Source organism: [Anoxybacillus] calidus (assembly GCF_013760845.1).
In the GTDB taxonomy this organism is placed as follows: Bacteria; Bacillota; Bacilli; order Bacillales; family Anoxybacillaceae; genus Paranoxybacillus; species Paranoxybacillus calidus.
In genome coordinates this window covers 42,067-56,049 of the sequence record NZ_JACDUU010000001.1, presented here as the reverse complement: position 1 = coordinate 56,049, position 13,983 = coordinate 42,067, and the positions used below count along the sequence as shown (strand labels likewise).

General features: G+C 39.3%; 16 protein-coding genes and 1 other annotated feature. Of the genes, 1 reads left to right on the top strand and 15 read right to left on the bottom strand.

The window, feature by feature from the left end; translation table 11 throughout:
- Positions 1-27 precede the first annotated feature (27 nt).
- Positions 28-234, top strand: a complete 207-nt coding sequence (locus HNQ85_RS00275; protein ID WP_181535098.1) for a YrzA family protein — start codon at positions 28-30, stop codon at positions 232-234.
- A 107-nt stretch (positions 235-341) separates the two neighbouring features.
- Here HNQ85_RS00275 and HNQ85_RS00270 read toward each other — a convergent pair whose 3' ends face one another.
- From HNQ85_RS00270 to HNQ85_RS00200, 15 genes are all read right to left on the bottom strand, one after another.
- Positions 342-995, bottom strand: coding sequence for a YrrS family protein (locus HNQ85_RS00270; RefSeq protein ID WP_246326752.1), 654 nt, complete (start codon positions 993-995; stop codon positions 342-344).
- 107 nt (positions 996-1,102) lie between these two features.
- A complete protein-coding gene (locus tag HNQ85_RS00265) occupies positions 1,103-2,872 on the bottom strand; it encodes a peptidoglycan D,D-transpeptidase FtsI family protein (protein ID WP_181535096.1) in 1,770 nt (589 codons plus the stop codon).
- A gap of 47 nt (positions 2,873-2,919) precedes the next feature.
- Positions 2,920-3,396: a transcription elongation factor GreA gene (greA, locus tag HNQ85_RS00260; RefSeq protein ID WP_181535094.1), complete on the bottom strand. Its 477-nt coding sequence runs from the start codon at positions 3,394-3,396 to the stop codon at positions 2,920-2,922.
- 121 nt (positions 3,397-3,517) lie between these two features.
- The gene (udk, locus tag HNQ85_RS00255) at positions 3,518-4,153 is read right to left on the bottom strand and encodes a uridine kinase (RefSeq protein WP_181535092.1); all 636 of its coding nucleotides are present in this window, start codon (positions 4,151-4,153) and stop codon (positions 3,518-3,520) included.
- Positions 4,154-4,160: 7 nt separating this feature from the next.
- A complete protein-coding gene (locus HNQ85_RS00250) occupies positions 4,161-5,429 on the bottom strand; it encodes a peptidase U32 family protein (protein WP_181535090.1) in 1,269 nt (422 codons plus the stop codon).
- Between the two features lie 25 nt (positions 5,430-5,454).
- Entirely contained in the window at positions 5,455-6,384 is a 930-nt protein-coding gene (locus tag HNQ85_RS00245; protein WP_181536452.1) for a peptidase U32 family protein, read from the bottom strand.
- The gene (locus HNQ85_RS00240) at positions 6,384-7,034 is read right to left on the bottom strand and encodes an O-methyltransferase (protein ID WP_181535088.1); all 651 of its coding nucleotides are present in this window, start codon (positions 7,032-7,034) and stop codon (positions 6,384-6,386) included. The genes HNQ85_RS00245 and HNQ85_RS00240 overlap by 1 nt, the downstream gene beginning before the upstream one ends.
- A 138-nt stretch (positions 7,035-7,172) precedes the next feature.
- Positions 7,173-8,270, bottom strand: a complete 1,098-nt coding sequence (mltG, locus tag HNQ85_RS00235) for an endolytic transglycosylase MltG (RefSeq protein WP_181535085.1) — start codon at positions 8,268-8,270, stop codon at positions 7,173-7,175.
- A gap of 111 nt (positions 8,271-8,381) precedes the next feature.
- Complete coding sequence (locus HNQ85_RS00230; RefSeq protein WP_181535083.1) at positions 8,382-8,678, bottom strand: DUF1292 domain-containing protein; 297 nt, start codon at positions 8,676-8,678, stop codon at positions 8,382-8,384.
- Positions 8,679-8,693: 15 nt separating this feature from the next.
- Entirely contained in the window at positions 8,694-9,110 is a 417-nt protein-coding gene (ruvX, locus tag HNQ85_RS00225) for a Holliday junction resolvase RuvX (RefSeq protein WP_181535081.1), read from the bottom strand.
- A gap of 3 nt (positions 9,111-9,113) precedes the next feature.
- The gene (locus HNQ85_RS00220) at positions 9,114-9,380 is read right to left on the bottom strand and encodes an IreB family regulatory phosphoprotein (protein ID WP_181535079.1); all 267 of its coding nucleotides are present in this window, start codon (positions 9,378-9,380) and stop codon (positions 9,114-9,116) included.
- A 76-nt stretch (positions 9,381-9,456) separates the two neighbouring features.
- Positions 9,457-12,093: an alanine--tRNA ligase gene (gene alaS, locus HNQ85_RS00215; RefSeq protein WP_181535077.1), complete on the bottom strand. Its 2,637-nt coding sequence runs from the start codon at positions 12,091-12,093 to the stop codon at positions 9,457-9,459.
- Positions 12,094-12,142: 49 nt separating this feature from the next.
- Positions 12,143-12,370, bottom strand: a binding site (T-box leader).
- 44 nt (positions 12,371-12,414) lie between these two features.
- Positions 12,415-13,476, bottom strand: coding sequence for an AI-2E family transporter (locus HNQ85_RS00210; protein WP_181535075.1), 1,062 nt, complete (start codon positions 13,474-13,476; stop codon positions 12,415-12,417).
- Between the two features lie 167 nt (positions 13,477-13,643).
- A complete protein-coding gene (locus HNQ85_RS00205) occupies positions 13,644-13,775 on the bottom strand; it encodes a YrzQ family protein (protein WP_181535073.1) in 132 nt (43 codons plus the stop codon).
- 12 nt (positions 13,776-13,787) lie between these two features.
- Positions 13,788-13,979, bottom strand: a complete 192-nt coding sequence (locus HNQ85_RS00200) for a hypothetical protein (protein ID WP_181535071.1) — start codon at positions 13,977-13,979, stop codon at positions 13,788-13,790.
- Positions 13,980-13,983 lie beyond the last annotated feature (4 nt).

The following is a 13,983-nucleotide window of genomic DNA, read 5'->3' as shown; positions in this document are numbered from 1 at the left end:
AAACGACAAAAAAGTGAGGGGGATACAATGAATTTTACGTTAGACATCATCGAAGATAAAATTGAATTTTTTGAAGCAACTGACATCCAAACGTTAGAGAAAAAAATTAATGAGCAAATTGAGCATAATAAAGCCATTTTGTTAGAAGTTCATCACGTTTCTCATCAAATGCATATCGGACCAAATGGGGAACGTTTTTACAGTGCAGTCGTTCACTTTAAAGCAAAAAAATAAGAGGCTAAGGAAAGTGTCAGACGCCTCACCTCAATCGATCATACATCACGTTTTAGAAACACGTGATATACGGTGGATGACGAGTGAGGTCAGACACTTACTAGCCTCTATTCTCTATTTCGTAATTGTTGAACTTTCACTGGTTTCCAACCTTGCTGCTCCACCCACTCAATATACACTTTATAATTCTGCTGCTTATCCTTCGTGGAAATGGTAGCAACAGCTTTGTTCGGTCCATTATTGCCGATAAACCAAACAATCATTTCTGATTGAGATAGGCGAGTAGCATAGCTGATTGCATCAAGCATTTCTTTCCAGTCAACAGATTCTTTCTCAAAGGTTGTTACATGTGGTTCTGATTGCGTTGTACCAATCGGCTGCCATGATGGGTTGACAATTTCTTGAATAATATTTGAATTTGGATCTCCTTCAATCACGGTTACTTCTTCGTTCGTTTCCTGTTCGCTTTCCTCTTCTAATTCTTCTTTATTGTCGTTTTTCACATTCTCATTAAATTCGACTTTTACGCTTTCTTTGTCCTCTTTCTCCTCTTTTTCTACTGTTTCTTCTTTTTTCTCGTTCACTGGATGGCTCGCTTTCTCTGGTTCTTTGTCATTAGAAAATATTAATTGCCAGCCAAAAAAGAGAATGAGAGTGAACACGAAACCAATTAATGTATTTAAAATGCGGTTTACTTTTCTTCGTTTTGCCCGTTGCTCATAGCGGGCTCCTTGGAAAGATGTTTTTGGTTTTGTCAACAACCTTATCTTACCCCTCTCCTTTTTTAAATCGTTTTCTATTTTATCATTCGTACGTCTCCTTATAAACTATTTCGCAGCAATTCCATATTTATGTCCTATTTAGATATTTATGAATGTTGTTCATTAAACTCATATATCCTCTTGACAACATCATAAAAGACATCATTTGTCACAGCTTTATTGCTCGTTTGTTCTAATTCTACTACAACAAGTGCATATTTCGGTGAATCAGCAGGGAAGAAGCCTGCAAACCACTTATTAATGAGTTCTTCGTCATGAGATGTTATTTTTCCTGTTTCTGCCGTTCCAGACTTCCCCGCAACTTCATAAGGCAATGTTTGAAACCTTCTTCCTGTACCTTCCTCATGAGTCACGACACTTCTCAATAATTTCTGTAATGTTAGAGCCGTATTGTATGAAATAGTTTCATTTGAAAATTTTTGCTCAGGGAAGGAAAAAAATGTTGTTCCATTTTTATAAAGGATTTTGTTTACTGCTCGCACTTGCTTCGCTTCCCCGTTTCTTGCAATGGTTGCCATCATATTGGCTACTGCTAGCGGTGAGATACGAACATCTTTTTGTCCAATTGCTGTCTGGGCCACTGCTAGCGGAACATATTTGTCCTTATTATCATGCCAGATGATTCCCTTTTTTTCTTCCGGAAGCTGCTTAAAATTTTCAAAATGATAAACATGACCTTTCCAACTAACTAGTGGATATAACCCGAGTTTTTGTGCATATTTCTCAATGATGTCTTTATCTTGTTCAACAAGCTCTTTTCCTAACGTCCCGAATGTATTGTTACAGCTTAAGGCAAAACTATCAGCAAAATTAAGCATTCCATAGTTATGATTTTCTTCAGGTTTTCCATCGATTGTTTTACTGCAGTCAAACGTTCGATAAGGAGAGACAAGACCTTGTTCGATCGCCGCAGCAGCAATGACCGTTTTAAAAATAGAGCCTGGAATCTGTGGAAGAATCATCTGATTGCCGGAATCATTATCCGCATAAGGGTCATGTGTATTGATTTCCGGGACGCTGACCATCGCTAAAATATCATTTGTTTCAACATCAAGCAAAACTAGACCACCTTTTTTTAAACCATGTTCTCTAACAACCTCTTGAGCGATTTCTTGTAAATCGCGATCAATTGTCGTTTGAACCGAAACCGGATAAAATGGATTCGCTGGTTCGCTGTACTTCACCTGAAGTCCAAATAAAGGACCGCCGTCACCATCAACATGATATAACAGTCTTGTTTCTCCATCCGGAATTAAAAATTCATCAAAAGCCCCTTGCAGTCCGGAAATGCCGATTTTCGTTTTCGGAGATAAATGCATTTTATCAGGATAACGCGACCGTAACAAATCTGGATTTTCTCTTATTAATCCAATTAAATGTTCGGCATATTTCTTTTCCAGTGGATATTGCTTTTTTACCGCAAATACCCCAGGAATACGTAGCTGATTAATCTTCTTCATTTGTGTCTCCGTTAATCGCAAAGGCTCATTATTCATCATAAAAATAAATGGTTGTTTTTGTTCTTGTAATGCTTGCTGAATCACATTAGCTGAAACATTTATGATCGTAGCTAGTTTTTCAATCGGCCAATCCATTTTTTTTAAAAACGGAAATAAAACTAAAGTTGGAATGTAATCATGCATCAATGGTTTGCCATTTCGGTCAATAAATGTTCCTCGGCCATCATCAAGCACCATTTCTTGGGTTCTTTGTGCGACACTTGCTTCAATGAGATTCACTTTTTCTTTAGAAAAAGACTCCGTGCTGACAAGTTGTATTTGTATAATTCTCCCAATTAATAAAGCGATACCAAGTTGAATAGTAAATAAAATAAACCAGACTCTTTTCGTTAACATAAAAAACACCTCGTCTTCATTTTCGACGAGGTGTCACCGTTTAAAACCTATTTTACTGCTACAATTTTTACAAGCATTTCGCCGCCAGGCGTTTGTACCGTTACTTCATCGCCAACTTGTTTTCCAAGAAGAGATTTTGCAATTGGCGAATCGTTTGAAATTTTTCCTTCAAATGGATCAGCTTCTGCACTTCCTACAATTGTATATGTTTCTTCTTCTCCATCAGGCAGTTCGATAAAAGTTACAGATTTCCCTAATGTAACAACATGTGGATTTTCTGTATCTTCTTCAATAATTTTGGCGTTACGAATCATATTCTCAAGCGTTTGAATTCGCGATTCAACGAATGCTTGCTCATCTTTTGCAGCATCATACTCAGAGTTTTCAGAAAGGTCGCCAAAGCTGCGAGCAATTTTAATGCGCTCAACCACTTCCTTGCGTTTTACCGTTTTTAAATATTCTAGTTCTTGTTCTAACTTTTCCTTTCCCTCCTTCGTCATCGGATACTGTTTTTCTACTGCCATATCCCTTCACTCCTTTAATTTTTTCTACATATGTAAAATGTACGAACAACGAAAACGGTTGTTCGTACGGTTAACATATCAAAACTGTAAACATATTTTATTTTATATCTATGTTATGTTATTACAAAATTGCTTTTTGTTCAAGAATTGTGCGAATTTTTGTTACCATTAAATCAATCGCGACATGGTTATGTCCGCCTTCTGGAATGATAATATCGGCATATCGTTTCGTTGGTTCAATGAATTGGTTATGCATTGGACGAACAACAGAAACGTATTGTTCAATAACCGATTCCAGAGTGCGGCCACGCTCTTTAATATCGCGGAGCAAGCGGCGAATAATGCGAATATCTGCATCTGTATCAACGTATACTTTAATATCCATTAAGTTGCGCAATCGTTCATCTTCTAGTACGAGAATCCCCTCTAAGATGATCACATCTTTCGGTTCTACGTAAATCACTTCATCTGAACGAGTATGCAAAGCATAGTCATATACCGGTTTTTCAATCGGTTCGTAATTAAGCAATTTTTCAAGATGCTCAATGAGCAAGTCATTATCAAAGGCAAGCGGATGATCGTAGTTCGTTTTTAGCCGCTCTTCAAATGGTAAATGGCTTTGATCTTTGTAATAGTAATCTTGCTCTAGCATTAAAATGGAATGCCCTTGAAAATGTTCATAAATCGCTTTTGCTACGCTCGTTTTCCCCGAGCCGGAGCCGCCAGCGACTCCGATGACAACCGGTTTCTTCCCCATGTTAATCTCAATGCCCCTTTCTCATCATGTTGTATGGGAAGACTTCTTTGTCTACTCTAAATTTGACAATTTGCAGCGGATGACGTGCCGCATCTAATTCGTTTCCATCTTCGTCCCAAATTTTCTCAATTTTTTGTGTAAAGTTCTCGATTTGCGGTCCAAAAAATTCTACTTCATCGCCAGGTTTAAAGAAGTTTCGTTGCTGTAATATCACCATTTTTGTTTCCTTGTCGTAGTCTAACACAAGGCCGACAAAATCATAAGTTGTTTTCTTGCTATGAACACCAAACATTTGTTCTTTATAACCAGGAACTCCCTCAAAAAAGGCCGGTGCCGTATCACGATTCGCACATTTGTCAAGTTCCTCAAGCCATTCTTTTTTAATGACGAAATTGTCAGGGTCGGCACAATATGCATCAATCACTTTGCGGTATACACTTACGACCGTTGCCACGTAGTGAATGGATTTCATACGTCCTTCAATTTTTAAACTGTCAATGCCTAATTCAATCATTTTCGGAATCGATTGAATTAAGTTTAAGTCTTTCGGACTCATTGCAAACGGTGCGTCATTCTCATCAAACAAAGCGATTTCTTTTCCAGAATCTAATTTATATAAGTCATAATCCCAACGGCATGACTGACAGCAGCCGCCGCGGTTAGAGTCGCGTGCTGTCATATGGTTACTTAACACACAGCGACCTGAATAAGCAATACACATCGCCCCATGAATAAAGGCTTCAATTTCAATATCGACTTTCTCCTTAATTTCGCGAATTTCTTCTGCGCTTGTTTCCCGTGCTAATACAACGCGCTCTAATCCTTCTTCCTTCCAAAACTGAACAGCTTTCCAGTTTGTTAGAGACTGTTGAGTACTTAAATGCACTTCAAGCTTCGGTGCGATGCGGCGCGCTGTTTCGATAATAAGCGGGTCAGCAACGATAATTCCGGTAACACCGGCTTCTTCTAACCCTTTCAAATATTTATCTAATCCTGGAATGTTTTCGTTATGTGCATAAATATTTGTCGTTACATAAATTTTCGCACCATATTTGTTTGCAAAACGCACACCTTCAGCGATTTCTTCTAATGTGAAGTTATCAGCATTAGAACGGAGACCGTACTCTTGACCGCCGATAAAAACGGCATCCGCGCCATAGAGAATCGCTACTTTTAGCTTTTCTAAGTTGCCGGCTGGAGCAAGCAACTCTGGCTTTTTCGTAATGACGCGCTTTCCGTTAATAATTTCGGAAATTTTATCGTTTTTTACAATCATGTTCTTCTCCTCCTTTTCTTTAAAATTAATAAACCGTCTCTTTAAAGAAAAAGCCTGTATCTAACGGTCGATGCTTCGGCTGAATTTCTTCGATTTCCGCCAGCAATTGATCTTTTACTTTTCGATACTCTTCACGGTTTTCTGCGCATAAATCGATGGCAAGGCGGTATTTTTTCGTTACTTCGGTAATATATTCCCGTTCTTGTAAGATGCCGTCAATTTTAAAGCTATCGATTTCGGCATCAATCATTTCTTCCAATTCATCAATGATACAAATATCATTCGGACTCATAATGTGTGTCCCGTTTTCGTCTTCGAAAATCGGATATTTATTATCGCGCTCTTTATCGTAAAGGAACATTCCTTTTTCATATTTACGTTTTTCAATTTCCATTACTTTTCCTTGATATTCAAAATAGTTACCAATGAGCGAGCGCTTTGATTGGAACATACATGTCATTCCGTGAACTTGCACTTCGATTTCTACTTCAGCATGCTCTTTGATTTCAATGATGGCATCCATGTTAATTTCACGGGCAAGCACAGCGCGTTTTGCCCCTTTACGTCCCCAGTAGTTGCAGGTATACCAGTTCGTCGCTGTTGTTTCTGTGTTCCAATGCAATTTCATATGCGGTGCTACTTCACGCACGGTCATTAAAACAGCTGGATCGCCAAACACGATCGCATCTACGCCCGTATCCGCTAAAAATTTTACATAGTCGCCTAACTCGTCCACTTTATCATTATGGAAAATGGCATTCATTGCTACATACACTTTTACATTATGCTGATGGGCGATTTTCACTGCTTCAACAATATCTTCCCGTTTAAATTCTCCCGCCAAACGCAATCCATAGCGCTGCTCACCGATCATAACAGCATCAGCACCTGCTTCTGCCAAATCGCGAATGTGCGCAACATCAATTGGCGTTACAAGCAATTCTGGTTTTTTCATCATTGTTCACCTCTTTTTCTAGATATCGCTATTCCGTCTCCGAGCGGTAAAATCACCGTATCATAGCTCGGATGAGCCATAAGCCACTCATTGTACTCACGTATCTTCTTTACTAAACTGCGAATCCGCCTCATTTCAATCGGTTCAGCGTGAGCAACTAGACCTTTAAACAATACATTATCGGTAATAATAATCCCGTTTTTGTTTAATAGCGGCTCATACATTTCAAAAAAGCGAAGGTACTGCCCTTTCGCCGCATCGATAAAAATAGCGTCAAAAGGCCCATAATTGGCGACCTCTTCATACAGATGAAGAGCATCGCCAAAGAGTACGTTAATTTGTTTCGCAGTGTTCGTTTTCTCTATATAAAAAAGCGCCTGTTCATATCGTTCTTTGTCACGTTCTAATGTCACAATGTTGGCATTCGGCAACGCTTTAGCCATTCGAATAGCCGAATAGCCAATCGCTGTACCGATTTCTAAAATCTTTGCTGGCTGCACTAATTTTAATATTTGCAACATCGCTTCAATACCGACTAATTCCATGATCGGAACATCATGTTCTTTGGCGTATTCTTCAATTTCCTCTATTTCGTGTTCACGCTTTGGAATGAGCGTTTCTAAATAACTTGTGACTTCCGGTGATAACAAATCGAGTTCCTCCTCGAAAAAATAAGAGTCCAATAACTGAACTCTTGTGAAAAAATGATTCATAACTTTATATATACTATCATAAATAAGATAAGAATGCGAAACTTTTTTCTCTTTTCTAGCCATTCCCTAGCTTTTCTACTGTTTGCCAATATATTTCGCTTTTTCGCGATTATGCTCTTTTAACGTTTTTGTAAAAATCACTTCTCCATTTGGCGTTGCAAGGAAATACATATAATCCGTTTCCGCTGGCTGTAAGGCCGCCCGAATCGACATTTCACCGGCATTGGCGATCGGACCAGGTGGTAAACCGTTATGAATATAAGTATTGTAAGGAGAATTCACTTTTAAGTCTTTATAATAAACGCGATCTTTATGTTTGCCGAGCGCATAAAGAACGGTTGGGTCCGTTTGCAGCGGCATACCTACCCGCAAGCGGTTGTAAAATACGCTCGCAATTTTTTCACGGTCTGTTTTTGCTGTTGCTTCTTCCTCAATGAGCGAAGCCATCGTTAATAATTTATGCGGCGTAAATTCCATTTCTCCCATTTCTACTTCATATTTCATTATGACTTCTTCCGTTTTATCGAGCATCGCTTCGATGATCGTTTCCATTGACGGTTTCTTTTCGTGGAATGAATACGTAGCTGGGAATAAATATCCTTCAAGCGGATAACGAATATTTTTATTTAAAATTTCCTCAGATAAAATCGTCGGATATTTTTTGATTAGTTGTTTTATATAGTTTCGGTCATTCATCTTAGCCATAAATTCCTCTTTTTTGTAACCTGTCTTTTGCGCAACAATTGTGGCAATTTGTGTCAATTGCTTTCCTTCTGGTATCGTAATTTTCAATTTTGTTTCTTTGGCTACCTTTCCGGTCTTCAATGAAGCAATAATCTCTTCTAACGTCATCGCCCGATTGAGTTCATATTCTCCAGCCTGGAAGTCAGCATGATTTTTAAATTTCACATAATAGCGAAAAATGGTTGCATCTTTAATAATTCTTTTTTCTTCCAAAATAGCTGCGATTTCGCTCACAGAAGAGCCGATTGGAATCGACACATGAATCGTTTTTTTATCTTTAGGGTCGACAGGTTTTAAGGCCGATTTTATATATATATAACTTCCACCCACAGCAATCATTAGAAAAAGTAACATCACAGCAGAGACAATCAACACAATTTTCCTGACAAGTTGTGCGTCTTTTTGTTGATTCGTAAACTGATTCACCATCTTCCTCCTCCTCTCACTCGTGATATTATACTACAAATTTTCACATTTTTCGCTATTAGCCGTCTATTTCCTAAAAAAAGGTGACCGTGCGTAACGGTCACCCTTTTCCACTTATTCTTCGTCTCCCTCTTCTTGTTCAGCACAGAACGTATTCCAAACTTCTTCAATCATATCCCATTCTTCTTCTGTTTCGATTGGCTGAAGCTCTCCTTCTTCCTCGCCTTCCCCTGGGATAAAAGCGGAAACGTGAATCTCTGTTTCTTCCTCATCGTCATATTCTGCACCGATTGGGTAGTAAAAAACGTATGATTTTCCAAAGTCTTCAGATTCGAATGTAAAAAGGACCTCACATAATTGTTCATTTCCATTCTCATCGACTACTGTAATATGTTTATCGCCATGTTCCATTATGTTCACCTCAATTTAATTTTTACTATCAAGATAGGACTGCAAAATCATGACTGCCGCCATCTTATCGATCACTTGCTTTCGCTTTTTTCTGCTGACATCGGCGGCAATTAACATACGCTCTGCTGCCATCGTTGAAAGACGCTCATCCCATAAAATCACTGGAAGACCGAATTCTTGTTTTAATATTTCGGCAAATTGCTGACTTGCTTCACCACGTGGACCAACCGTTCCGTTCATATTTTTTGGAAATCCGAGTACAATTGCTTCGACATGATACTCTTCAATAAGCTCCCGAAGTCGCTTAAGACCAAATTGCCCTTGTTCTTCATCAATCTTTATTGTTTCAAGTCCTTGAGCTGTCCAGCCAAGTTCATCACTAATAGCGACTCCTAATGTTTTCGTTCCCAAATCCAAACCTAGTACACGCATATATTAATCCTCTCGGTGCTTGTGTAAATAGGATTTCACTAACTCTTCAATTAATTCATCTCGTTCAATCTTTCGAATGAGCGTTCTTGCATCTCTATGGCGCGGGATGTAAGCTGGGTCGCCAGATAACAAATAGCCAACAATTTGGTTAATCGGATTATATCCTTTTTCTTTCAGCGCTTCGTACACAGTAAACAGCACTTCCTTAATGTCTGTTTCGACTGGCTCCTCTGAGAAGTTAAACTGCATTGTTTTATCAAATGAGCTCATCGCTTTGCACCTCTCTCTCAGATTCGGCAGAATCCGGCATATCCATCTTACATCCATTGTACACCATCTAAGCGAATTATAAAACGGATTTTACCCATTCTTCGACAAATTGAAGAGCTTGATCCACCTTATTTGGATCTTTTCCTCCCGCTTGCGCCATATCCGGACGGCCGCCACCACCGCCGCCGCATCGCGTTGCTACTTCTTTAATTAATTGACCAGCATGATATCCTTTGTCAACTAAATCTTTTGTCACGCCAGCAATCAGATTCACTTTTTCTCCTTGTACAGATGCCAACACGATGACAGCAGAACCTAATTTTTGTTTTAATTCATCGACCATCGTACGCAAATTATTCATATCTGTTGCATTTACTTTACTTGCCAGTACATTTACACCATTTATTTCTTTAGTTTTATTCACAAGATTCGCCGCTTCCATGTTACCTAAGCGGGCAGCTAATGATTCATTTTCGCGCTGCAATTCACGGATTTCGTTCATTAACGTATCAATCCGGCTGACAATATCTTTTGGATTTGTTTTTAATTTTTGTGCCGCTTCTTGTAATAAGGCAATTTGCTCATTCATTAAACGATATGCTGCTTCCCCGGTTACCGCTTCAATGCGACGCGTACCTGCTCCGATTCCAGATTCGGAAACAATTTTAAACAAGCCGATCGCTGCAGTATTTGGCACATGGCAGCCGCCGCAAAGCTCTAGACTGTAATCGCCAACTTTCACAACGCGAACAATATCGCCATATTTTTCACCAAACAGCGCCATCGCTCCCATCGCTTTTGCTTCCTCAAGCGGTTTATAATCAATTTCAACAGTGAGACTGCGCCAAATTTTATCATTGACAATCGCTTCGATTTGTTCTAATTCTTCCGGTTTTACTTGTCCAAAATGAGAGAAGTCAAAACGTAAGCGCTCCGGAGTCACTAAAGAACCAGCTTGGTTAACGTGAACGCCGAGTACATCTTTTAATGCTTGATGGAGAAGGTGTGTCGCTGTATGGTTTTTAATAATATTGGCACGCTTCTGTTCGTTTAGATGCGCTGTATATGTTTCACCTTTTTTGAGCGTTCCTTTTTCGACAATCACATGGTGCAAATGTTGACCATTTGGCGCTTTTTGTACGTCTTTGACATATACTTTCGCTGTATCATTTTCAATCCAACCTTGGTCAGCAATTTGTCCGCCGCTTTCAGCATAGAATGGTGTTACATCGAGAATAATTTGCGCTTCTTCTCCTTCGTTGACTTCATCAACTAATTCGCCGTTTTTCACAATAACTTTCACAACAGACTCCGTGCGAAGTTGATCGTAGCCAACAAATTGGCTTTCCACTCGAATGTCGCCAAGAACGCCGCCCTGTACTTGCATCGAATCGACTTCTTGACGAGCTGCGCGGGCACGTTCACGTTGGCGTTCCATTTCTCGTTCAAAGCCTTCATGATCGACTTTCATACCTTCTTCTTCCGCATACTCTTCTGTTAATTCAACCGGGAAGCCATATGTATCGTATAAGCGGAATACATCTTCACCGGAGATCGTATCGCTACCTCGTTCTTTTTCTTTTTGAATAACGCTTGCTAAAATCGCCAGTCCTTCATGAAGTGTTTCATGGAAGCGTTCTTCTTCATTTTTAATCACTTTTTGAATAAACTCCGCTTTTTCTTTTACTTCTGGATAATAATCGACCATGATTTCTCCGACAACTGGAACTAATTCATACATAAATGGACGGTCAATGTTTAATTTTTTCGCATAACGTACCGCACGGCGCAACAAGCGACGCAATACATAACCGCGACCTTCGTTTGAAGGAAGCGCACCATCACCAATGGCAAATGTCACTGTACGAATATGGTCTGCAATCACTTTGAACGCAACATCTTTGTCAGCATCAACACGATATTTCTCACCAGAAATTTCTTCTGTTGCCTTGATAATCGGCATGAATAGATCTGTATCAAAGTTGGTCGGTACATTTTGTAAGATAGAGCACATGCGCTCTAGCCCCATACCCGTATCAATGTTTTTCTTTGGAAGTGGCGTATATGTACCGTCTGGATTATGGTTAAATTGCGAAAACACAAGGTTCCATACTTCTAAATAGCGTTCGTTTTCACCGCCTGGATATAATTCCGGATCGTTCGGGTCATTTCCGAATTCTTCCCCGCGGTCATAGAAAATCTCTGTATTTGGTCCGCTTGGCCCTTCACCAATATCCCAGAAGTTCCCTTCCAAACGAATAATGCGCTCCTCTGGAATGCCGATTTCTTTGTTCCAAATTTCAAACGCCTCGTCGTCTTCAGGATGAATAGTGACGGATAAGCGATTTGGATCAAAGCCAATCCATTTATCGCTCGTTAAAAATTCCCACGCCCAATGAATCGCTTCGCGTTTGAAATAATCACCGATTGAGAAGTTACCGAGCATTTCAAAGAACGTATGATGACGCGCTGTTTTACCGACATTTTCAATATCATTTGTACGAATCGACTTTTGTGCATTACAAATGCGCGGATTATCTGGAATGACACGGCCATCAAAATACTTTTTTAACGTTGCCACACCGCTGTTAATCCATAATAACGATGGATCATCAATCGGAATTAAAGACGCACTTGGCTCAACTGCATGACCTTTTTCTTTAAAAAAGTCAAGAAACATTTGACGAACTTGCGCAGATGTTAGCTTTTTCATATCCTTTCCTCCTCTTTTCTTTATTTAAAAAAATAAACTCTCATCCCTGCTCAGGGACGAGAGTTTTGCTCGCGGTACCACCCTGTTTATGAACGTAAAAAACGTTCATCACCTCAAAAGCCGTAACGTGACTTCCCCGGCAGGTTTTGCCTGCGCTCTGGATTAGCGTTCTGTTACCCTTCATCTGGAATTTCTTTCAGCCGCGGAAATTCCTCTCTGTGCGCGAACTCGCGCTTTAAGATGGACTGTAACATACTCGATCCTTCATCGCGTTTATGTATCCATTTTCATTCAAATTATAGACAAGTTAAGATTATTTTGTCAATGATTGCTGAACTGTGCTTTCACATGTAATAATGCTACTTTTAAAACAGCTGCGAAAGGTACTGCCAAAATTAATCCTACAATCCCCCCAATTTCCCCACCAAGAAATAACGCAAACATAATGACAAGCGGATGCATGTGAAGACTTTTTCCAACAATAAAAGGAGACAATATATTGCCTTCTAAAAACTGCAGCACAAAAATAATGACAACGACAATCATCACCATCTTAATTGAAATGGTTGCTGCCAAAATCACCGCTGGAACAGCGCCAATAATGGGGCCGAAATACGGGATAATATTCGTAACACCAATAATAATCCCGAGCAATAAAGGATATTTCATTCCGGCAATCCATAAGGCAACAGTGGCAATCGTACCAATAATTAAACAAACAAATAACTGGCCGCGAATATAATTGCCAAGCGACTCATCAACATCTTTTAAAAACGCTATCCCACGAGAACGCCAACGTTTTGGAGTAAGGTACCAGACCGCTTTTTTTATTTGCTCAATATCTTTTAACATGTAAAAGACGATGAACGGGATTAACGCAAAAACCATCGCTGAATTGACGAAACCTTTTAGACTGTTCAAAATCATTGTTAGTAAATTCCCTACTGATTGTTCCGCCTGTACTAATAATGTTTCAATTCGTTCATGAATATCTTCGGGCCAAGCGGATGTCTCATTGTGAATTCGTTTTGTCCATCCTTTGTATGTTTCGATTAATCCCGGCAAATTTTCGCTTAAGTCTCTTAATTGTTGTATAAAAAGAGGAATACCTTTATACAATCCATAGCCAATGCCGCCGAAAAACATGATGTAAATAATTAAAATCGCTAAAACTCTCGGAATTCCTCGTTCATGAATATTTTCAATAAGCGGATGCAGCAAATACGTAATAAATCCAGCAATCGCAAAAGGAGTTATTGCTGTAAATAATAAATCAAATATAGGTACCCAAATCGCTTTTAGGCGAATAACTAAGTAAACCATAACGATGATTAATAAGACTTTCCCTAATCGGACAAATGACAATAACTGTTGTTCGCGCAAAAAATATCCCTCCCACATTATTAGTGTGAGGGAATTCATAACAATTATGCGAATTTCCTCATAAAGCGGGAATTTTATTTAAACTTGAAAAGCGCTTTAACGTATTTTATGATTCACAAACAAAGAGCAGCTGACTTAAAAGCAATAAGTCAGCCGCTGATCATGCTCTAGAAAATCGCTCTTCTTAAACGTCTTCCCATTTTTCTAATTGTTCTGCCGTTGAAGTTATTGCGTTGAGCATATTGATATGCTGCAACACCTAAACCAATCGCCACTAAAGAGGTAACGGTACGGTTCATGCTGCTTCCCCCCTAAAAATTAATGGTCCGTTCATTTTCATCAAATAAATCATCGAGAGAGCTTAAAGTACCGTCTTCTTCCACTTGGTGAGTGTAAATCATTCCTTTAGAAACGGAAAGTTCAATAAAGCAATTCCAGCAATAATACTGATTGACGCCGATTTTTCCTAAGTCTTTACTTTTACAATTTGGGCACTGAAGCACCGAG